Below are 20,679 nucleotides of genomic sequence, written 5' to 3'. Positions count from 1 at the left end.
GGATCGCCCATGAGCAAGCCCCTGATGTACCTGCTGGCCGGCAACGGCAGCGCCGCCGATTGGTGGGATGACGCGCTGCCGCATTTTCAGCGTTACGACGTGGTGCCGCTGGAGCTGCCGGGCTTCGGCGCCAACCCGCAGCCGCCCTGCGAGGATCTGGCGGCTTATGCGCAGACCTTGTTGGCGATGACGCAAAAGGGCAGCGCGATCATGGCCGTCGGGGTCAACGCGTTGCTGGTGCTGCATGCGCTGCAACGTCGGCCCGGGCACTTTTCTCGCAGTGTGTTGTTGGCGCCGGTGGGCGCCTTTTTGTGGCAGCGCCGATTGCCGGCGTTGATGTCACCGCTGCCGATCCGCAAGTCCATTCACTGGCTGCTGTCGAACAAGCCCACGCTGTTCGCGCGCAAGTTCTCCAACCAGACCTGGACGCCCGCGCAGTACCAGCGCATGGGCGCCGGTTATGCGCGTTGCCGTGCGTTTGTGCCGCACTGGGATCTGATCCGTGCCGACACCGCGCTGCCGCTGCTGGAGTGGATCACCGATCCGGTCGAGCTGGTCTGGGGCGATCAGGACAAGGTGCTCGGCATCGAACAAGCCGCCGCATGGTCGGCGATTCTTGCGCGCGCAGACCTGACCATCAGCCTGAAACCCGGTTGGGGCCATTACCCATGGATCGACGCGCCCATGCAGTTTGCGCAGTGGCTGGAGTCGGGCGAGCGCGGGTTTGTTGCGCACACCAAGGGCGGGCGTTTGCGCCTGGCTGAACTGGCGCGGCAAGCGGTGCCGGCGGCGCTGACGCTCAACGATTGCAATGATCCGCGTCTGCCAACATTTCTCGCTGCCCAACCCGACGTGACTTGGGCTGTGCGCTCCTCCAGTTATGGCGAGGATCAGGCCGATTCGGCGAATGCCGGTTTGAGCACGACTTATCTGCGCGAGCCGACCGCCAATGTGTCGAAACGCATCGCCGAACTCACGGCCGAAGGCGTCGAGGAAGTGGTGGTGCAACGCTTCATCACGCCGGTGGTTTCCGGGATCGCATTCGTGCGCCATCTCTCGGTAGAACTGGAATGGGTTGAGGGTCATCTCGAATCGCTGGCCGACGGTCAAGTCAGCCCCTCACAAGCAACGCTTTCGCGACTCGGCGATGCGTGGCGCAGTGGCACGTTCACGCCGTCCCACGGCTTGACCGAAGACCTGCTCTGGCGCTTCCTGCAAGACGTGTTGCGCGTGTTCCACTACGTGCCCGGCGACGTCGAATGGGCCTGGGACGGCTCGCAACTCTGGCTGCTGCAATACCGGCCGATCAGCGACTACGGCTGGCGTCGGCACCTGACCGCCGCGAACATCGCCGAGATCCTGCCACCGCAACCGAGCGTGCTGGTGGAGTACGCCCAGCGCCGCGCGGCGGTGAGTATCCCGGCGATCATGGCGCGCTGGGATGCGCGAGTGTTGCAGGACAACGAGCCGTTCACTGCTGTGTTCGGCGGCGCGTCCTACATCAACAACGACCTGTTTCTCGCACGGTTGGCCGACTGGGGCATCAGTGCCAGCAACTATGCCGGTGAAGTCGGCGGCGCGACGCCGCATCTGCCGTGGCGACCGCTGAAGATGCTGCGTTCGTTGCCGCTGTTTTTGCGTATGCAACGCAAGGCTCGCGGCCATTTGCTGAACCTTGAAAACGGCTTGCAGCGCTTCGATCGGGAGCTTGCCGAACTGGTCGCCCAAGCTGCCGATGGCCAGCAATTAGCAGACTGGTTCTCCCGGTTCTACGTGTTCGTGGTGCAAGGCAATCTGTGCATCGCCACGGCACTGGCCAGCAGCGGCGGCGACTGGCTGGGCCGTCCGCCGACCGCTTACGACAATCTGGAAAACAGTCCTCATCGACTGCCGTGGGAAACCGATCCGGCTACCTCGCGACCCGCGTCGAGCGAACTGCCGCTACAGCCATTCCCGCAATGGTCCAGGCTGATCCGCCTCGCGCATTCGACCGGCCTGCCGGGACTGCGCGGCTACTACTTGCAAGTGCGCGAGTGGTACCGCGACAACCTCATGCGCATATTCTTTCGCCTGCACCACGCCATGCCACTGGCGGATCGCGAGCACTGGTTTGCGCCGCATCCGGATGTGCGCACTCGCGATGGCAGCTTCTGGCAGGACGGCCGCGAAGGTGCCGAGCAAGCCACCGGATTCATGATTTACCCGGGGCAGGTGCGGGGCATTCTTGGCGAAGACATCTTGCTGGAAGACACCCTTGATCCCGGGCGTCACGCGCACTATCAGGCAGCGCGGGCAGTGATTGCGCGGATGGGTGGGCGGCTGTCGCATGGTTCGACGTTGTTGCGGGAACTGCGCAAGCCCTCGGCGGTGATGCCGCAGGTGGATCTGGCGTGGATCGGGTGCGAAGTGTTGTATCGGGATGGTGAATTGGAATTGATGAATTCGAAGGATGTGAAGTGAAACGACTGCTGGTGTTATTCATGAGCTGGTTGCCGATAGCCGTTATGGCGGCAGATGTCTGCAATCAGGAAACTGACTCTAAATATTTCTTATCTCAATGGCCGGAGAGCAGCGGAGATCAGGAAGACATACTTTCCAGTCTCGATGGAAAAGAATTCTCTATCGAGCCAGGCCACGTAGTCTTCCGTGGCGACCTAAACGGCGATGGTATCGAAGACTTCATCTTCAATTCCCGCGTAGGCATTGGTTCTTCGATGGACAGCACATTCGCCTTCCTGATCCAGTGCCGTGGTTACTTGAAGTATTCGGGTGGCGATTACTTCGCCGGGGTCAAAGTTCTGGACGGTCCGTCTAAAGGTGGCGGTGAATTCAAGGACATCGAGATCTACTCCTACATTAGGGACAAGCGAGGGCGGATTCGCTACAAGGGCGAAGAGGGCATGACCCGGCCACATCTGTGGCAATTCAACCCGCAGACACAGCGTTATGAAGGTCAGTCCGAGTAAGCCAACGGTTTCCACTGCTGTTATGGAGTTAGTACTTGAAAGGATTTTCGATTGTTCTCGGCAGCTTGCTATCAGCTGCCACTTCCATGGCATTCGCCGCCGATCCCGACTTCAAGGATTACGCCGTCACCCCCGTTTTCAGCGGCCCCAACCATGAACCGGTGCAGCAGGAACAAAGCAACCCGGTCATGGACAGCATCCGGGCGAAGGCCCTGCAAGGCAAGGTCAACTTCGCCGGCCATTACATCCTGTACAGGTTCGGCTGTGGCGGCGGCGCCATTTGTGGCGAAGTGCTGGACGCCCAGACCGGTGATGTCGTTGGCGGTCTTCCGAATGCCTATGACGGCAGCACTTTCGACACGACGTATTTGCCCGATAGTCGCTTGATCATCATTTCCGGCGTCACGCTCGATGGCGAAGAAGACGCCCAGGGAAATCGCCTGGAAAACCGTAACCGGGATCGGTACTACGAATTCGTGAACAATGAGTTCCGGCTGCTTGGCATGACCGACGTGGAATCACCGTCGATCGATGAGGAGTGAGTCGATGAATCGTCTTCTTGCGAGCAGCCTTTCGCTGTTGCTCTCGTTTCCAGCTTTCGCCGCTCCCAAGGACGCCTACACCCAGCGCGATGTCATGCAATGTGGCGGCGTTGAAGTGGTGATGGTGTCGTCCTGCCGATCCGTGACGGTGGATGACGCAGAAACCCACCTCATACCGGTCTGCTCCGATCAGACGATCAACATTGGCGGCAAAGTGTTGCGGCGCAATATCGACAAGGTTTCACAGCTCACGTCTGAAGGTAAGAAGACGAAGATGCTGAGTAACGTGGCAGTGGAGATGGATTGTGTAAAAGGAAGCAAGGGCAGCCTGGTGTTCATCGGCGGTTATGGCGGGTGTGGATCCTGCCCGGAGTGGCGCGGGTATTACTCCACCGCTGGAAGGTTGGAGCATTACAGCTACAGCAATAGTTATCGGTCGTTTGGTTCGAAGGGGTCCTGGGAAGGGCTCATAGAGGCTTATGGCATCACTGAAAGACAGTTACAGCAAACAAGCCCTGCGGCTAAAAGGATCGAGTATGGGCAGCCTTAGATCCGCACTATTGCTCGCGAGTCTGTTGCTGGCGAATGGGGCTACGGCAGAAGAAGTGCGAGTCACTGGAGTCGACGGGCACACACTGACATTGCATTTGAAAGCAAAAGTATGGCCCGAACACTCAGTGGAAGCGGCGAGCGCGACCTTTACCGCGAATGGAAAAACATTCCCGCTCTACGGAACCGATATCGGGGTCGAAGTCCTTCCTCGATGGCTTAGCCCTGACAAGAAGACCTTACTCGTGAACCAAACGATGTATGGAATGTTGTCAGACGGGAGTGGTGAAGACAGCTTCCAGTCACGAAGTCACTGCGATGTGATTTCGATGGAGACCGGTTGTGTGCTGCTTCAGCGTGATGATCAGTTCTGCGCTGGCAAATGGGTGGGCAATAGCTGGACTACCGACGAGGGTGAAGTACTCAAACCTAAAATGGAGACACCTTCCCCACAGGCACTACTGAAAACCCTCTCGAACATTGAATCTGCGCAATATCGAGCCAGCGAGATCGAATGGAGCTTGGTCATGGGGGCGGATTCGTACATGGCTTGCCATCCGCCGGCTCGAAATGTTCAGGGTCTTAATGATCTTGGCTTCTATTTAGCCGAGGGCGGCAACGATGCACTGGCGCTGAAGTTGTATCGCGGCGTTGAGGCCGTCGGTAAACGCACAGTACTGATGTTGAACATCGCCGACTCGCTCTGGCGCCTTGATCGCAAAGATGAAGCGCAGCGCTATTACATCCAGTACCGCGACGCGATGAGTGCCGACGGCAAGGCGCAGAAAATACCTCGACGCGTAGTTGAGCGATCCGCAATTCAGGGAATGAAAAATTGAACATGTTTGTGCGTTTTATCGCGTTGTCCTTTGGATGCCTGTTTGCCTCTTTTGCGATGGCCGAGGACGACTGCAAGGAAATCACCGTGAGCGCCCAGGTCGATCGGTGTGTGGAGGCAGCCCGCAAGGAAGCCGACTCGCAACTCAATGCGAGCTACAAGAAACTGCTGGGACGGTTTGAGTCTCAACAACGGCGTGACCCTGAGCAGGGTAAGGCGCTGGTCGCCATGGCCAGAGAATCCCAGCGCGCCTGGATCAAGCTACGCGACACCACATGCCCGCTTGAAGCCACGGAAATCGAGCCAGGGGTGGCAGCGCATGTCACGACGATCAACAACTGCATGGCCAGACTGAGTCTGGAGCGTGCGGCTTACCTGGACACAATCGTCGCTGATGAGCCGGGTAATGTGCTCGATCTCAACAAGGTGTACCTGTCCGGCTCCCAGCGCTTCGGCAATGTCGTGGCACGTTATGTCAGCACCTTTGGCAGCCCATGCCTGACGGTCCAGATACTGGCGCCCAACGGCGGTTGGAGAGTGCTGTCCTCAAAGCGGTTCTGCAGTTTCGAGGGCAAGGCATTTTGGACGGACTATGCCGATGCCGGGTTTGAGGATCATGCGTTTGCCGATGATGGGTTGCACGTGACGCTCAGTTTGACGGAGCTTCGTGGGCTCGGAGAGAAGCGTCTCGTTTGTTTGATTCCGATTCAGAGCGAGCAAATCAAAGAACTGAAGTGTGACGGGGCTGAGCCTGGTGCATAGCAGGCCCGAAATATTCAGAAAGGGGACTTAATGTCCCCTTTTTTCATCCGCAAATCCCGCTACGGCTTGGCCGCCAGGTTCCGCACTTCAATGTGATCGAGCGTCCCTTCCACCATCAATCGCACCCCATCCGTCATTCTGCTCAGGGCCAGTGCAACCGAGCGGCGGGAGCCGTGGAGGTCGTCGGCGAGGTCGCAGGCGATGGCGCTGATGGACAGGAGGTCTTCGGAGGCGTTGGCCATCAGGGCTTCGGCGTCGGTGCCGGGGGTGAGGCTGAAGAGGCCGGTTTCGCGTTTGGGTTGGGATTCGGTGCGCGGTTTGAAGTGATGGTCGAGGGCGCGTTCGGCGGCTTCGTGGAGTTTTCTTGAATCGAAAGATTCGTAGGGCGAGGTGTCCTCAGTGTTGGGTGTCGGGTTGGTCATCGGGGTAAATCCTTTGGAGTTAAAAGAAATTTGCTCCGGATTTCGGACTTGCACATCCGGTCACCGATTTGGCGGCGACAAGCGAAGGCTAACGACGAATTGCCAACCTGCCTAGTTCATAGGTATCGCGGCACTTTGCAGGAAATTTCCCATAGGTTTGCAGGCTGGAAGATCAAAAGATCGCAGCCTTCGGCAGCTCCTACAGGGATGTGTTTCAACAGGTGTAGGACGGTGGGTGCAGAAGTGTGACTTGGCGGTCATCGTGCGGGAAATGGGTTGCATCATCTTCCAATGGCGGTCGATAGTGGCGTTATCGTCTGAATCCCTTACACTGTCCCGGCCGTTCATTTTCCTTTTGAGGCTGTGCGCATGAAATTTCGTTTTCTTCTGTGGATGATGGGTTTGTTGATGGGGAAGGCCAGCCGGACAAATCCTGCGTTCCAGCAGCAGTTGGGTGACAAGGATCTGGTGTTTCAGCTGCAGACGCTGGACGGGAAAGTGGCGCGGCATTTCGTGGTGAAGAATCAGCGCGTTACCAGCAAGTCTGGCGTGGTGGCGGAGCCGGCGTTTGCGATTGCGTTCAAGGATGCGGGTTATGCCTTTGCCACGATGCAGGCGAAGAACAAGCAGCTGGCGTTTATGCAGGGGATCCAGGACAAGTCGATTCAGCTCAAGGGTAATCCGGCGTTGGTGATGTGGTTTCAGGGGTTGATGAAGTATTTGAAGCCGAGGAAGGCGAAGCCTAAGGCTTGAGCCGAGTTTTGATGAGAAGAGCTTTTGTGGCGAGGGAGCTTGCTCCCGCTGGGCTGCGGAGCGGCCCCAAAACCTGAAAGCCGAGTTTTGCCTGACACACCCTGCTGGCTGGTTTGCGACTGCTGCGCAGTCGAGCGGGAGCAAGCTCCCTCGCCACAGGGTTCAGTACATCCAGGAAACCGAGGTGGATTCTTCGCGAGCAAGCTCGCTCCCACAGGAGGTCACCGAAACCTTTTGGGAGCGAGCTTGCTCGCGAAGTTTTCAGGCCTGGCTGAACTGCGAAGCCAGCTCACGCAGTAGGACTTCAGCCTCAAGCACTTTGCTGACCACGTCGTTGGCTTTGTCGCGGGTCAGGCCGACGCGTTCGAGCAGGGCGTCGGGGATGTCTTCGTCGGGGCCGGAGCCGATGCCGCGGCTGCGCAGCAGGCGTACGGCCAGGCAGACGAGGTTCGGGTATTCGGCGTAGGCGCCGTCGTAGCTTGGGTCGTGCTGGAAGCGCAGGGCGGTGGCCAGTTCATCGGGCATGTCCCAGTAGCGCATCAGCCACGAGCCGATCTGTTCGCGGCTGATGCCCAGCAGGTGCTGCTCGATGTAGCTGTGGCACAGGTGCGGGTTGACCTCCAGGTGGCGGCAGATCAGCGAGAAGTGCGGCGGGAACACGTGGGCCAGCAGCAGGTAGCCGAAGTTGTGCAGCAGACCGGCCAGATAGGTCAGGCCGGCTTCCGGGCGCTGGGCGCGCGGCATGGCGCGGGTCAGGCCTTCGATGACGGCGGCGGTGTAGATCGACTGCTGCCAGTACGGCGTGGTGTGTTGCGGGTGGTCTTTCGGCAGGCTCAGGGTCTTGCCGAGGGCCAGGCCCAGGGCGAGGTTGATCACCAGATCGAAACCGAGCACGCGGACGATCGCGTCTTCCACCGAACGGATCTTGCCCGGCGAGGCGTAGTACGGCGACGCCGCCCAGCTCACCACTTGTGCAGCCAGCGCCGGGTCGGTTTCGACCACGCCGGTGATGTCATCGATGGTGGCGTTGGGGTCGACCCGCAGCTTGATGATTTTTTGCGCGGTTTCGGCCAGGGGTGGAATCTCGATGGTCGCTTCCAGACGCTGCTGGATCCGGCGTGCAGTGAACGCCTGCACGGCCTGGGTGATTTCCTCGCGGTCATCGTCCGGGCGGTCGAGGTTCGGGCGGATGCTGCTCAGGGCTTCGCCGAAGTTGGCGGCGCTGGCCTTGGTCAGCATGGTCTTGAAGGCTTCGCTGGTGATCTCCAGCAGCACGCCCGGCTCGCCGGAGTTGATCAGCAGCTTCGGCTCGCGCAGCAAGCTTTCTTCGTAGAGGCACGGCGAACTGGTCAGTGCCGGCAGGCCCGGCAGCAGGCTCAGGCTGTGTTTGCCGAGCATCTTTTCCAGACGCTCGGTGGACACGGCGGTCAGGCGCCTGCCAGTGAGTTCGGCGAGGCGGTTGAGGTCGAGCAACTGGCTCTGCGGAAACAGCACCATCAGCGCGCCCACGGCGTCGTCCAGCAGCACGGCTTGTACCTTGCGCGAAGCGTTGAGGCCGTGGTGATCGAGCACTTCTTCGTAGGCGATCCCCAGCTTGCCGAGCAGCAGCCGAATTACAGACGGCGCGTGCGGGAGTTCGGGGGCGAGAGCTGCGTCAGTCATGGTCTGTATCCGTTTTTGAAACAATGGCAGGAGTATAACCAGCTCTGTCGGAACGATCCTGCACAAACTGCGACGGTGCTCACACTTGGCCGTATTGCTGCCCATGGCGCAACCAGCGGTCGAGCAATGGGCTGACGTGGGTTGGCCAGCGTTCCAGCAGCGCTTGCGCGGCATCGCGCACGGCGGGCAGCAAGTCGGCGTCGCGCATCAGGTCGGCGACCTTGAATTGCAGCAGGCCGGTCTGACGGGTGCCGAGCATTTCGCCGGGGCCGCGCAGTTCGAGGTCTTTTTCGGCGATGACGAAACCGTCGTTGGTCTCGCGCATGATGCCCAGGCGCTGACGGCCGATCTGCGACAGTGGCGGATGGTAGAGCAGCACGCAATGGCTGACCGCGCTGCCCCGGCCGACGCGACCGCGCAACTGGTGCAACTGCGCGAGGCCGAGGCGCTCGGGGTTTTCAATGATCATCAGGCTGGCGTTGGGTACGTCCACGCCGACTTCAATCACGGTGGTGGCGACCAGCAGTTGCAGGTTGCCGGCCTTGAACTCGGCCATCACCGCGGCTTTTTCGGCAGGCTTCATGCGCCCGTGGATCAGCCCGACTTTCAGCTCGCCGAGGGCGGCGGTGAGGTCTTCGAACGTGGTTTCGGCGGCCTGACAGGTCAGCTCTTCCGACTCTTCGATCAGCGTGCACACCCAATAAGCCTGACGTCCCTCGGCGCAGGCGCTGCGCACCCGTTCGATGACTTCGACGCGGCGGGTGTCGGTGACCAGCACGGTGTTGACCGGGGTTCGACCGGGCGGCAGTTCGTCGAGGATCGAGGTGTCGAGGTCGGCGTAGGCGCTCATCGCCAGCGTGCGCGGGATCGGCGTGGCGGTCATGATCAGTTGGTGCGGGCACATGCGCCCGCCGACGCCTTTCTGCCGCAGCGCCAGACGTTGCTGCACGCCGAAGCGGTGTTGTTCGTCGATGATCACCAGTGCCAGATTCTTGAACTGCACTTCGTCCTGGAACAACGCGTGAGTGCCGACCACCATCGGTGTGCCGCTGACGATCTGTTCCAGTGCGGCGACGCGGTTTTTGCCTTTAAGCTTGCCGGCCAGCCACGCGACGTCGATGCCCAGCGGTTCGAGCCAGCGCTTGAAGGTGATGAAGTGCTGTTCGGCGAGGATCTCGGTCGGCGCCATCAGCGCGACCTGATAACCCGCTTCCAGCGCTTGCAGCGCCGCGAGGGCGGCGACCACGGTTTTGCCCGCGCCAACGTCGCCCTGAATCAGGCGCAGCATCGGTTCGTGCTGGCTGAGGTCGTAGGCGATTTCGTTGCCCACGCGTTGCTGGGCGCCGGTCGGGTTGAAGCCGAGGTTGGCCAGATACTTCGGCGGCAGCTTCGTCGCTTTCGGCATCGCTGGCGCGCGCAGGGAACGCATGCTTTCGCGCAGGCGTTGTTGCGACAGTTGATGGGTCAGCAGTTCTTCGAACGCGAGGCGATGCTGCGCCCAGTGATGACCGAGTGCCAGCTCATCGACATCAGCATCGGCGGGCGGGTTGTGCAGGTAGCGGATCGCATCGGCCAGCGGCGCCAGTTGGTAGTCGCGGGCCTGTTCGGTCGGCAACCAGTCGGGCAGAGTGTTCGGCTTTAGCAGCGTCAGAGTCTGCATGCACAACTGACGCAGGCGCTGTTGGGTCAGGCCTTCGGTGAGCGGGTAGACCGGGGTCAGGGTTTCATCCACGGGCGGCGGTTCGTCACCGGTGATGGCGCGGTATTCCGGGTGGTAGATTTCCAGCCCCGAGGCGCCGGGGCGCACTTCGCCGTAGCAGCGAATCCGCGTGCCGCGCTTGAGGCCTTCTTTCTGCGCATTGCTGAAATGGTAGAAGCGCAGGCTCAGGCCACCGGTGCCATCCTGCATGCGCACGACGAGGCTGCGCCGCCGGCCCATGACCACGTCGGCACCGCTGACGGTGCCTTCGACCACCGCGTCCTGGCCCGGTCGCAAGTGGCCGATCGGCACCACGCGGGTGCGATCCTGATAACGCAGCGGCAGGTGAAACAGCACGTCCTGGAGGTTTTCCAGGCCGACCTTGGCCAGTTTCTCGGCCATGGCTTCGCCGACACCCTTGAGTGCCGTCACCGACACTTGCGACAGCTCAGTCATGACGCTCGCTTAACCGGCCGTAACCGGCGCGGCGGGCTTGGCCACCGAACACAGGCGAACGGAGTCGGCGAGGATCTCGATGGCTTTCGGCCGCGGGAAGCTGGCGCGCCAGGCAATCGCCACGGTGCGGAATGGGACCGGCGCCGACAGCGGCCGTACTTCGATCACGCCCGGGGCGTAGTGATGGCTGTCCACCGCCGACAGCGGCAGGATCGAGATACCCAGACCGGACGCGACCATGTGACGGATGGTTTCCAGCGAGCTGGATTCCACCGTGGTGTGCTTGGCGCCGTCGTTGCCCTTGGTCAGGGTCGGGCAGGCCTCAAGCACCTGATCGCGGAAGCAGTGGCCTTCGCCGAGCAGCAGCAGGCTCTTGTCGTTGAGCAGGCCCGGGTCGATGGATTCTTTTTGCGTCCATGGGTGCTGGGCCGGCATCAGCACGTAGAACGGCTCGTCGTAGAGCGGCAGGGTCAGCACGTCGGCTTCGTTGAACGGCAGGGCGATGATGATCGCGTCGAGCTCGCCGTTGCGCAGCTTGTCGCGCAGCACGTGGGTGAAGTTTTCTTCGATGTACAACGGCATCTGCGGGGCGACCCGGTGCAGTTGCGGAATCAGGTGCGGGAACAGGTACGGCCCGACGGTGTAGATCGCGCCGACTTTCAGCGGTGCGGTCAGCTGGTTCTTGCCGGCCTGGGCCAGTTCACGGATGCCTTGCGCCTGCTCCAGGACTTTCTGCGCCTGGGCGACGATGCCTTCACCGACCGGGGTCAGGCGCACGGCGCTTTTGCTGCGCTCGAAAATCAGCACACCGAGTTCGTCTTCAAGTTTTTTCACGCCCACCGACAGGGTCGGCTGGCTGACGTGGCAACGCTCGGCGGCGTGGCCGAAGTGCTGCTCTTGGGCGAGGGTAACGATGTAGCGTAATTCTGTGAGGGTCATAGCGAGCGTCCATGAAGTTGCGGGCCAAGCATAACGGCTGCAATCGATAGACGCACGTTATCAGACTGAGTGAGGAATGCGACACCGGGCAATGTGGGTTTGCCGTGTATGGATGAACTGAAAGCAAAAGATCGCAGCCTTCGGCAGGTCCTACAGGGGAATGTGTACCTGTAGGAGCTGCCGAAGGCTGCGATCTTTTGATCTTGCTACTTAGCGACGACGTTCAAGCGAGTACACAAACGGCGCGACAATTTCGATCGAACCGTTGTTCAGCATGTCGGCCGGTGGCTTGGGCAGCGGTTGCGCGCGGCGGATCATTTCCAGGGTGGCCCGGTCCAGATCGGCGTTGCCGGAGCGGCCCACCAGTTCGAACGACAGTACATTGCCTTCGGCATCAACCACGAAGCGCAGACGGTTCAAGCCTTCCTTGCCTCGTGCCTGAGCGCTGGCCGGGTACTTCTTGTACTTGGCCAGGTGCGCGAGCAGGGTACCTTGCCAACTGGCCTTGGCAGCCATTTGTGCTGGCGATGGGCCCGGTGCCGGCTGGGCGGATTTCTCCGTCGGTGCCTGGGTCGGTTGCGTGTCGGCCGGTTTTTCCTCGGAAGGTTTTTCCTTCACGGGTTCCGGTTTTTTCTCAACCGGTTTGGGCGGCTGCGGTTTCGGCTTTGGCTTGGGTTTCGGCTTCGGTACGGCAATCTCGGCCTTGGGTGCTTCAGCCAGTTTCGGAATCGGCAGCTCTTCGACCGGAGCCGGTGGCTGCGGCGGTGTGACGACTTTCGGCGGAGCAGGCGGTGGCGGGGCCGGAACCGGTGCCAGCTCGACCATCATTGCCTGCGGCGGCAGTTCGATGGGCGGGCGGGCGGTCCAGTTCAGCGCCAGCGCAATGGCCAGCGCGTGAACGCCCAGCACCACGGCCAGGCTACCGCTGTAACGCGTCAGCTTATGGCGCGTCGTGATCATTTCTTGGCTGCGCTCTCAAGGCCCACCAGACCGACCTTCAGATAACCGGCCGAGCGCAATTTATCCATCACGCTCATCAGGTCGCCGTAGTCCACGCCCTTGTCGGCCTGGAAGAAGATGGTGGTGTCTTTCTTGCCCTGGGTCTTGGCGTCGAGCACGGCACCAAGGGTATCGGCGTTGACTTCGTCGTCACCGATGTACAGGCGCTGATCAGCCTTTACGCTGAGGAACACCGGTTTCTCCGGGCGCGGCGCCGGTTTGGCGGTCGAGGCCGGCAGGTCGACTTTGATGTCCACCGTAGCCAGCGGCGCGGCCACCATGAAGATGATCAGCAGTACCAGCATCACGTCGATGAACGGCGTGACGTTGATTTCGTGGTTCTCGGCCAGATCGTCGTCTGCGCCTTCTTTCAAATGCAGGCCCATGGCCGATTACCCCACTTTGACCATGTGCGGCTGCGAGCTGCGCTCAGGCTGGTGGTCGAGGTCGCGGCTGACCAGCAACAGGACCTGCGCCGAAGCGTCGGACACCTGCGCTTTGTAGCCGGCGATGGAGCGGGCGAACACGTTGTAGATGACTACCGCAGGAATTGCGGCAACCAGGCCCAGCGCGGTCGCGAGCAAGGCTTCGGCGATGCCCGGCGCCACGACGGCAAGGTTGGTGGTCTGGGTCTTGGCGATGCCGATGAAGCTGTTCATGATGCCCCATACGGTACCGAACAGGCCGACGAACGGCGCGGTGGAGCCGATGGTGGCGAGGACGCCGGTGCCGCTGCTCATGTTGCGGCCACAGGCTGCGACCAGACGCTCAAGACGGAAGCTGACGCGTTCCTTGATGCCTTCTTTCTCGCGGCTGTTGACCGACAGGCGCATCTCTTCGAGCGCGTCGTGCACCAGCAGGTTGGCGAGGGTGCCTTCCTTCGCCGCAGTGGCGCTGGCCTCCTTGAGGGTCGCGGCTTTTTTCAGCGCAGCGATTTCACCACGCAGACGACGCTTGGCGCCCATCAGCTCGAAGCCTTTGGCGATCCAGATGGTCCAGGTGATGATGGAAGCGATGGCCAGGCCGATCATCACGATTTTCACGATGATGTCGGCGTTCTGGTACATGCCCCATGGCGACAGGTCGTGGGCCATGCCCAAGGTGTTGTCGGGTTCGAGCACTTCAGGCGCGTCGGCCGGGCTGGCGTCGACCGCCTGCACCGGGTCGGTGATGGTTGGCGCGGCGGCAGGTGCGTGTTGTTCGGTGGCAGCCGGGGCGGCTGGCGCCTGGGCATCAGCGAAGGCGGCGGTCGGCGCCAGCATCAGGCTGAGCAGCAGGGCCGCCACCGCGCTGAAGGCGCGAGGTCGTGTGGTTGGCGAAGCGGGGATTTGATTACGTGTCATGCTGGCCGGACCTGAGGTAGAAAAACGGTAATGCTCTTCCAGGCCTCGTGAGGCCGAGAACAAAAGTGGGGTGCATTATTGCAAGTAATTCTTGTTAACAAAAGTAATAGAGTTTCTTTTTTTCCTTCATTGCTAGCCGTTCGTCCTTTGTGAGGGCTAGTCTGTTCCTTTCGTTCAGGAGTTTTTTGATGTCCGCGCCTTCTGTTTTGATTGCCGGTTGTGGTGACGTCGGCAGTCGTCTGGCTACGCAATTGTTGGCCGCCGGCTGGGAGGTGCATGGTCTGCGCCGTGATGTTTCGCGTTTGCCGGATGGCGTCATCGGCGTCGCCGGTGACCTGTTCAAGGAAGATTGCCCGGAAAACTGGCCGTTCGGAGCGGTGGATTACCTGGTGTATTGCGCGGCGGCCACCGATCACGATGAGGCCGGTTATCGTGCGGCTTACGTGCAGGGTTTGCAGAATGTACTGAGTTGGTTGGACGACTACGGGCAGACGCCTGATCGGCTGATCTTCGTTTCCAGCAGCAGCGTGTACGGGCAGCAGGAAGGGGAATGGGTCGACGAGCATTCAGCGACCGTCGCCAGCGGATACTCCGGGCGCGTGATGCTTGAGGCCGAGCAAGTGGCGCTGAACAGCGGTATCCCGGCGAGCATCGTGCGCCTGACCGGCATTTACGGTCCGGGTCGTGAATGGCTGTTGACCCAGGTGCGTCGCGGTTATCGGGTGGCGGTCGAGCCGCCGCTGTACGGCAATCGCATTCACGCTGATGACGCAGCAGGGCTGATGGCGTTTCTGCTGCAGGCGGCTCATCGCGGCGAGCCATTGCAGGATATCTATATCGGTGTGGACGACGCGCCTGCACCGTTGGCCGAGGTGGTCGCCTGGTTGCGCGAGTATCTGGGTGTCACCGATTGGGCGGAAGACGCCAGCGTACGCCGCACCGGCAGCAAGCGCTGCAGCAATGCCCGGGCGAAGGCGCTGGGCTGGACACCGAAGTATCCGAGTTATCGCGAAGGTTATGCGGCGATTCTTGAAGGCAAATGCTGACCTTCTAACGCCACAAACCACTGTGGGAGCGGGCTTGCCCGCGATGGCGGCCTGGCAGTCAACTAAAGCGTCGAGTCTGATGGCCTCATCGCGGGCAAGCCCGCTCCCACAGGGTCATATTGTTCTCAGGCGCGGTTACTGCTTCTCAAGCAACCACTTGCGCTCACCCGGGGTGAACTGCGGCATTTCATCCGCCAGTGCGCTGTTCACCGCCTGGAAGATCTCCAGCGCCTTGCCTTTGCGGGCAAAGATCCAGTTGTTGCCCTGGCCGTTGAGTTGCAGCCACATGCTGTCGTGGTCGCTGTTCATCGAGGCGCAGTCGCCTGCCAGGCACAGGGCATAGCGGTCGGCGCCGGGCAGGCCGGAGACCTGGCCATCGGCCTGGAACTGCACGGTGTTGCCTTCGCCGTCGCCGCTGGCAATCTTCCAGCTGCCGCCCAGGTAGGCTGAATACAGTGCGCGTTCGAAGCTGGCGCCAATCGGTGCGCCTTCCGGCACTGGGATTTGCGCGCGGTCGAACAACTGGTCGGGTTCGTTTTCGGTGGCGGCTTGTTTCATCCGGCCGCCATCGCGTTTCAGCTCACTGCCGGAGCTGCCATAGAAGTCGACTTTCCAGGCGCCGGACTGTTCGCCCTGCAGCCGTCCTTCGACGTTCTCGAAACCGTTGGTGTAGCGGGCCTGACCGGCCTTGGTGTTGACGTCCCACTCCAGGTTCGGGCCATAGGCCTGAAGCGCTTCGCGCAGGGGGCCGCCCTTGGCAGCAGCGTCGATCGCCACCTGGTTGATCCAGGTGCCGCTGATGTCACGGTCGGCGGGGTCGCTGGCACAGCCGCCGAGGAAAATGGCGAGCAGCGAGAGAGCAAACGCTTTGCGCATGGTGGAATCCTTTCAAAACCTTTTCTTTACCGCAGAGCAGTCGGCGCAGCGTTTGAAGGCTGCGCCGTATGCATTACTCGATGACCAGGATGGCATCCATTTCGACTTGCGAACCTTTCGGCAGGGCAGCAACGCCGATGGCGGCGCGAGCCGGGTACGGCTGATCGAAGTACTTGCCCATGATCTCGTTGACCTTGGCGAAGTGGCTCAGGTCGGTGAGGAAGATGTTCAGCTTGACGATGTCCTTGAACGAACCGCCAGCGGCTTCAGCCACGGCTTTGAGGTTCTCGAACACCTGGACGGTCTGGGCTTCGAAGCCTTCAACCAGTTCCATGGTCTTTGGGTCCAGGGGGATCTGACCCGACATGTAGACAGTGTTGCCGGCCTTGATCGCCTGAGAGTAGGTACCGATGGCGGCTGGGGCCTTGTCGCTGGTGATAACGGTCTTGGTCATGTATGACTCCTTGTTAGGTGTGAATTAGGCACGCATGCGGGTGATGCGGATGACCCCGGTCAGGGCGCGCAGTTTCTTGATCACGCGGGCCAGGTGCACACGGTCGTGGACGCTGACCACCAGCTGGACGACGCTGATGCGGCCATCGCGCTCGTCCATGCTGATTTTCTCGATATTGCCGTCGGCCGCGTTGACGCTGCTGGCCAGCAGGGCGATCAGGCCGCGCTGGTGCTCCAGCTCGACGCGCAGCTCGACGTTGAATTCGCCGGTGACATCCTTGGCCCACGAGAGCTGGATGCATTTTTCCGGGTTGTGCCGGATTTCGCTGATGTTGCGGCAGTTGTCCAGGTGCACGACCATGCCTTTGCCCGCCGACAGGTGCCCGACAATCGGGTCGCCGGGGATCGGTGTGCAGCACTTGGCATAGCTCAGGACCAGACCTTCGGTACCACGAATCGCCAGCGGGCCTTCCGGGCTTGGCAGCTGTTCGCCTTCGCCGAGCAGACGGCGCGCCACGACATAGGCCATGCGGTTGCCCAGGCCAATGTCTTCGAGCAGGTCTTCGATCAATTCCAGCCGGTATTCGCTGAGCATCGCCTTGACGCGCTCGGCCGGGATCTTCTCCAGCGAGCTGTCGAAACCGTTGAGCACTTTGTTCAGCAGGCGTTCGCCAAGGCTGATGGATTCGGAGCGGCGCTGCAGTTTCAGTGCATGGCGGATGTGCGTACGGGCCTTGCCGGTGACCACGAAGTTGAGCCACGCCGGGTTCGGCCGCGCGCCAGGGGCGCTGACGATCTCGACCGTGGAGCCGCTTTGCAGCGGTTCGGACAGCGGTGCGAGTCGGCGGTTGATCCGGCAGGCGATGCAGCTGTTGCCGACGTCGGTGTGCACCGCGTAGGCGAAGTCGACCGCCGTGGAGCCTTTGGGCAGCTCCATGATCCGGCCTTTGGGCGTGAACACGTAGACCTCGTCCGGGAACAGGTCGATCTTCACGCTCTCGATGAATTCCAGCGAGTTGCCGGCACGTTGCTGCATTTCCAGCACGCCTTTGACCCACTGGCGGGCGCGGGCGTGAGTGCCTTTCGGCTGCTCGTCCCCGCTGGATTTGTACAGCCAGTGGGCGGCAATGCCGTTATTGGCCATCTCTTCCATTTCGCGGGTGCGGATCTGGATCTCGATCGGCACGCCGTGCATGCCGAACAGCGTGGTGTGCAGCGACTGATAGCCGTTGGCCTTGGGGATCGCGATGTAATCCTTGAAGCGCCCCGGCAACGGTTTGTACAAATTATGCACAGCACCCAGCACGCGGTAGCAGGTATCGACCTTGTCGACGATGATCCGGAACGCATAGACGTCCATGATCTCGTTGAAGGCCCGACGCTTGCCGCGCATTTTCTTGTAGATGCCGTAGAGGTGTTTCTGACGACCGCTGACTTCGCCCTGGATGCCGTCGATCGCGAGGCAATGGCCGAGGGACTCTTCGATCTTGTTGACGATTTCCTTGCGGTTGCCCCGGGCGCGCTTGACCGCCTGGTAGATCCGCGCCGAACGCATCGGGTGCATCGCCTTGAAGCCGAGGTCTTCGAATTCGATACGAATCGCGTGCATGCCCAGCCGGTTGGCGATGGGCGCGTAGATTTCGAGGGTTTCCTTGGCGATCCGGCGGCGTTTTTCCCCGGACAGCACTTCCAGCGTGCGCATGTTGTGCAGGCGGTCGGCGAGTTTGACCAGGATCACGCGAATGTCGCGCGCCATGGCCATGGCCATCTTCTGGAAGTTTTCGGCCTGGGCCTCGGCCTTGGTCTCGAAGTTCATCTGGGTCAGTTTGCTGACCCCGTCGACCAGTTCGGCCACGGTTTCACCGAACTGCGCTTGCAGCGCTTCTTTGGCGATACCGGTGTCTTCGATCACGTCATGCAGCATCGCAGCCATCAGGCTCTGATGGTCCATGTGCATGTCGGCAAGAATATTCGCCACTGCAAGAGGATGCGTGACGTACGCCTCGCCGCTGCGACGGCGCTGACCGTCATGGGCTTGTTCGGCGTAGAAATACGCTCGGCGGACCAGGTTGACCTGGTCGTTGCCGAGGTAGGTCGATAAGCGATCGGCGAGGGCGTCTATGCTCGGCATGATGACTCCTGCCGTAGGCTGTGTTCCCGCGCCGTGCTACGTCGACCAGGCATAGGCTTAGACGGCCTCGTTGGACTCGTCCTCGAACGCAGCGAAGACCGGGTCTTCGTGGACGATTTCCTGCTCGGCGATGAACTCGTAGCTCATCAGGCCTTCTGCGATTTCACGCAGGGCGACAACGGTCGGCTTGTCGTTTTCCCACTGGACCAGTGGCTCTTTGCCGCCGGTGGCCAGTTGACGGGCACGCTTGGTAGAGAGCATGACCAGCTCAAAGCGGTTTTCCACGTGTTCTAGGCAGTCTTCAACGGTTACGCGGGCCATGGTATTCCTCGGAGCGAATGCAATATGCGCGCTGCCCGGTTGGGCGAGCGGACTGAGCAGTTTAAAAAATCACCAGCGATTAGGGAAGCGCTGATTTTTTGACCAGACCCTTCAACGCGCTGCAAGCACCAATGTAAAGCCCTTGCAGCGGTTTTGGGAAGAGTTGATTAACCGAGCAGTTCGGCCAGTAATTTGCCGAAACGTACCTGCTGACGCTTCTGTTGCAGCTGATTGGCGCGGAAAATCGCCTTCAGATCGTCCAGTGCATGGGCGAAATCGTCGTTGATGATCAGGTAGTCGTATTCGACATAGTGGCTCATCTCGCTGACGGCTTCACGCATCCGTCCGTCAATGATCTCGTCACTGTCCTGGCCGCGGTTGGTCAGGCGCTGGTGCAAGGCCTGCAACGACGGCGGCAGGATGAAGATCGAGCGTGCCTGCGGCATCAGCTTGCGCACTTGCTCGGCGCCTTGCCAGTCGATTTCCAGAATCAGGTCGTGACCTTCGTCCAGCGTCTGCTGCAGGCGGCTTTGCGAGGTGCCGTAGAAGTTGCCGAAGACTTCGGCGCGTTCGAGGAAATCGCCGTGCTCGCCCATCTTCACGAACTCTTCGCGGGTCACGAAGTGATAGTTCACGCCGTCCACTTCACCCGGACGCATGGCGCGGGTGGTGTGGGAGATCGAGACGCGGATCTCCGGATTGGCATCGGTCAAAGCCTTGACCAGGCTGCTCTTGCCTGCGCCCGATGGCGCGGAAATGATGTACAGGGTGCCGGTGCTGTGGGTCATGTCTGTTGCCTTACTCAATATTCTGCACTTGTTCGCGCATCTGCTCGATCAACACCTTGAGGTTGACGGCGGCCTGGGTGCTGCGCGGGTCGAAGGCCTTGGAGCCCAGTGTGTTGGCTTCGCGGTTGAGTTCCTGCATCAGGAAATCCAGGCGCCGGCCGGCGGCACCGCCGGATTTGAGCACCCGGCGAACTTCGATGATGTGGGTGCTCAGGCGATCCAGTTCTTCGGCCACATCGCTCTTTTGCGCGAGCATGACCATTTCCTGTTCCAGGCGCTGCGGGTCCAGTTCGGCTTTCATGTCGGTGAAGCGATCGAGGACTTTCTGACGTTGGGTGGCGAGCATCTGCGGCACCAGCTCACGCAAGGTCACGACGTCCTCTTCAATGGAGGTCAGGCGCTCATTGATCAGGCGTGCCAGCTCTGCGCCTTCGCGCTCGCGGCCGGCCTTGAGTTCTTTCAGGCCTTGATTGAACAGGGCCAGCGCCTCGGCGTTCAAGGCTTGTGGGTCAGTCGCGTCGGCCACCAGCACGCCTGGCCAGGCCAGCACTTCCAGCGGGTTCAGTGCCGCCGGGTTCTTGATCAGGCCGGCAACGGTTTCGGCGGCGGCGACCAGTTGCGCGGCGCGCTCGCGATCGACCTGCAACGGCTTGCCGGTGCTTTCTTCAGTGAAGCGCAGGGTGCATTCCAGTTTGCCCCGTGAAAGGCCCTGGCGCAGGGCCTCACGCACGGCGCCTTCGAGGTCGCGGAACGACTCCGGCAGGCGCAGGTGCGGCTCCAGATAGCGGCTGTTGACCGAGCGCAGCTCCCAGCTCAGGGTGCCCTGGACGCCGGCTTTTTCGACGCGGGCGAAGGCGGTCATGCTGTGCACCATGGCGGTGACCTCGCAATGCAGATCGGCGCAGAAGGGATGTTCCGCGGGCTCGATATCAATGAATTTAAGCCGACTGGCAGCAAAGGCGCAGGATTGTAGCGCAGTGCGGCGGATGCGCCCAAACACACGGTGTGACAAAGGGCTGCAGGCCGTCGGTTATGCGTGTTTCAGGGCCCTGGGTCGACGGTTGGAATTTTTAACCCGTGCCCAGGCGCGGTGCAGCGCTCTATAATGCTCGGCAGTTTTCCGTCCCCAGTACA

21 protein-coding genes are annotated in these 20,679 nt (G+C 61.1%); 8 read left to right on the top strand and 13 right to left on the bottom strand.

Annotated elements, in window-relative coordinates; genetic code table 11:
- Positions 1 to 9: 9 nt before the first annotated feature.
- The 6 genes from ABV589_RS14125 (at position 10) to ABV589_RS14100 (ending at position 5,657) form a co-directional block, all read left to right on the top strand.
- On the top strand, positions 10 to 2,460 hold the full coding sequence (locus tag ABV589_RS14125) for an alpha/beta hydrolase (protein ID WP_367082078.1): 2,451 nt from the start codon (positions 10 to 12) through the stop codon (positions 2,458 to 2,460).
- Positions 2,457 to 2,966 carry a hypothetical protein gene (locus ABV589_RS14120; RefSeq protein WP_367082077.1) on the top strand — a complete coding sequence of 170 codons (510 nt, stop codon included), beginning with the start codon at positions 2,457 to 2,459 and terminating at the stop codon, positions 2,964 to 2,966. Before ABV589_RS14125 ends, ABV589_RS14120 begins: the two co-directional genes overlap by 4 nt.
- 86 nt (positions 2,967 to 3,052) lie before the next feature.
- The gene (locus ABV589_RS14115) at positions 3,053 to 3,508 is read left to right on the top strand and encodes a hypothetical protein (protein WP_367086199.1); all 456 of its coding nucleotides are present in this window, start codon (positions 3,053 to 3,055) and stop codon (positions 3,506 to 3,508) included.
- A 4-nt stretch (positions 3,509 to 3,512) separates the two neighbouring features.
- A complete protein-coding gene (locus tag ABV589_RS14110) occupies positions 3,513 to 4,058 on the top strand; it encodes a hypothetical protein (protein ID WP_367082075.1) in 546 nt (181 codons plus the stop codon).
- Positions 3,988 to 4,896 (top strand): tetratricopeptide repeat protein, encoded by a 909-nt coding sequence (locus tag ABV589_RS14105; protein ID WP_367082074.1) that lies wholly within the window; start codon positions 3,988 to 3,990, stop codon positions 4,894 to 4,896. Before ABV589_RS14110 ends, ABV589_RS14105 begins: the two co-directional genes overlap by 71 nt.
- 2 nt (positions 4,897 to 4,898) lie before the next feature.
- Positions 4,899 to 5,657 carry a lysozyme inhibitor LprI family protein gene (locus ABV589_RS14100; protein ID WP_367082073.1) on the top strand — a complete coding sequence of 253 codons (759 nt, stop codon included), beginning with the start codon at positions 4,899 to 4,901 and terminating at the stop codon, positions 5,655 to 5,657.
- 59 nt (positions 5,658 to 5,716) lie between these two features.
- On the opposite strand, the gene ABV589_RS14095 is transcribed toward ABV589_RS14100, so the two are convergent.
- Positions 5,717 to 6,079 (bottom strand): DUF6124 family protein, encoded by a 363-nt coding sequence (locus tag ABV589_RS14095; protein WP_367082072.1) that lies wholly within the window; start codon positions 6,077 to 6,079, stop codon positions 5,717 to 5,719.
- 369 nt (positions 6,080 to 6,448) lie between these two features.
- Here ABV589_RS14095 and ABV589_RS14090 point away from each other — a divergent pair, with 369 nt between their 5' ends.
- On the top strand, positions 6,449 to 6,832 hold the full coding sequence (locus tag ABV589_RS14090) for a helicase (RefSeq protein ID WP_003229522.1): 384 nt from the start codon (positions 6,449 to 6,451) through the stop codon (positions 6,830 to 6,832).
- A 261-nt stretch (positions 6,833 to 7,093) separates the two neighbouring features.
- On the opposite strand, the gene ABV589_RS14085 is transcribed toward ABV589_RS14090, so the two are convergent.
- The 6 genes from ABV589_RS14085 to exbB all read right to left on the bottom strand — a co-directional run bounded on the left by ABV589_RS14085 (position 7,094) and on the right by exbB (position 13,930).
- The gene (locus ABV589_RS14085; protein ID WP_007962347.1) at positions 7,094 to 8,494 is read right to left on the bottom strand and encodes an aminoacyl-tRNA deacylase and HDOD domain-containing protein; all 1,401 of its coding nucleotides are present in this window, start codon (positions 8,492 to 8,494) and stop codon (positions 7,094 to 7,096) included.
- Positions 8,495 to 8,573: 79 nt separating this feature from the next.
- A complete protein-coding gene (gene recG / locus ABV589_RS14080; RefSeq protein ID WP_367082070.1) occupies positions 8,574 to 10,649 on the bottom strand; it encodes an ATP-dependent DNA helicase RecG in 2,076 nt (691 codons plus the stop codon).
- A gap of 9 nt (positions 10,650 to 10,658) precedes the next feature.
- A complete protein-coding gene (locus ABV589_RS14075; RefSeq protein WP_007962352.1) occupies positions 10,659 to 11,588 on the bottom strand; it encodes a hydrogen peroxide-inducible genes activator in 930 nt (309 codons plus the stop codon).
- 210 nt (positions 11,589 to 11,798) lie between these two features.
- Positions 11,799 to 12,548, bottom strand: a complete 750-nt coding sequence (locus ABV589_RS14070) for an energy transducer TonB (protein WP_367082069.1) — start codon at positions 12,546 to 12,548, stop codon at positions 11,799 to 11,801.
- Complete coding sequence (gene exbD, locus ABV589_RS14065) at positions 12,545 to 12,973, bottom strand: TonB system transport protein ExbD (RefSeq protein ID WP_007962355.1); 429 nt, start codon at positions 12,971 to 12,973, stop codon at positions 12,545 to 12,547. Before exbD ends, ABV589_RS14070 begins: the two co-directional genes overlap by 4 nt.
- Before the next feature lie 6 nt (positions 12,974 to 12,979).
- Positions 12,980 to 13,930, bottom strand: a complete 951-nt coding sequence (gene exbB, locus ABV589_RS14060; protein WP_367082067.1) for a tonB-system energizer ExbB — start codon at positions 13,928 to 13,930, stop codon at positions 12,980 to 12,982.
- 188 nt (positions 13,931 to 14,118) lie between these two features.
- On the opposite strand from exbB, the gene ABV589_RS14055 reads away from it, so the two are divergent.
- Positions 14,119 to 14,976: an SDR family oxidoreductase gene (locus tag ABV589_RS14055; protein ID WP_367082065.1), complete on the top strand. Its 858-nt coding sequence runs from the start codon at positions 14,119 to 14,121 to the stop codon at positions 14,974 to 14,976.
- Between the two features lie 135 nt (positions 14,977 to 15,111).
- On the opposite strand, the gene ABV589_RS14050 is transcribed toward ABV589_RS14055, so the two are convergent.
- From ABV589_RS14050 to ABV589_RS14025, 6 genes are all read right to left on the bottom strand, one after another.
- The gene (locus ABV589_RS14050) at positions 15,112 to 15,852 is read right to left on the bottom strand and encodes a hypothetical protein (protein ID WP_367082063.1); all 741 of its coding nucleotides are present in this window, start codon (positions 15,850 to 15,852) and stop codon (positions 15,112 to 15,114) included.
- Positions 15,853 to 15,925: 73 nt separating this feature from the next.
- Positions 15,926 to 16,306 carry a RidA family protein gene (locus tag ABV589_RS14045; protein ID WP_003229509.1) on the bottom strand — a complete coding sequence of 127 codons (381 nt, stop codon included), beginning with the start codon at positions 16,304 to 16,306 and terminating at the stop codon, positions 15,926 to 15,928.
- A gap of 24 nt (positions 16,307 to 16,330) precedes the next feature.
- On the bottom strand, positions 16,331 to 18,436 hold the full coding sequence (gene spoT / locus ABV589_RS14040; RefSeq protein ID WP_025112705.1) for a bifunctional GTP diphosphokinase/guanosine-3',5'-bis pyrophosphate 3'-pyrophosphohydrolase: 2,106 nt from the start codon (positions 18,434 to 18,436) through the stop codon (positions 16,331 to 16,333).
- Positions 18,437 to 18,493: 57 nt separating this feature from the next.
- Entirely contained in the window at positions 18,494 to 18,757 is a 264-nt protein-coding gene (gene rpoZ / locus ABV589_RS14035) for a DNA-directed RNA polymerase subunit omega (RefSeq protein ID WP_003229503.1), read from the bottom strand.
- 167 nt (positions 18,758 to 18,924) lie between these two features.
- A complete protein-coding gene (gene gmk / locus ABV589_RS14030; RefSeq protein ID WP_003229498.1) occupies positions 18,925 to 19,545 on the bottom strand; it encodes a guanylate kinase in 621 nt (206 codons plus the stop codon).
- Positions 19,546 to 19,555: 10 nt separating this feature from the next.
- Entirely contained in the window at positions 19,556 to 20,419 is an 864-nt protein-coding gene (locus ABV589_RS14025) for a YicC/YloC family endoribonuclease (protein ID WP_102356281.1), read from the bottom strand.
- Positions 20,420 to 20,679: the final 260 nt, after the last annotated feature.

It is taken from the genome of Pseudomonas sp. HOU2 (assembly GCF_040729435.1).
In the GTDB taxonomy this organism is placed as follows: domain Bacteria; phylum Pseudomonadota; class Gammaproteobacteria; order Pseudomonadales; family Pseudomonadaceae; genus Aquipseudomonas.
Note: the sequence above shows the minus strand (reverse complement) of the source record. Positions and strands in the feature narration are given on the sequence as shown.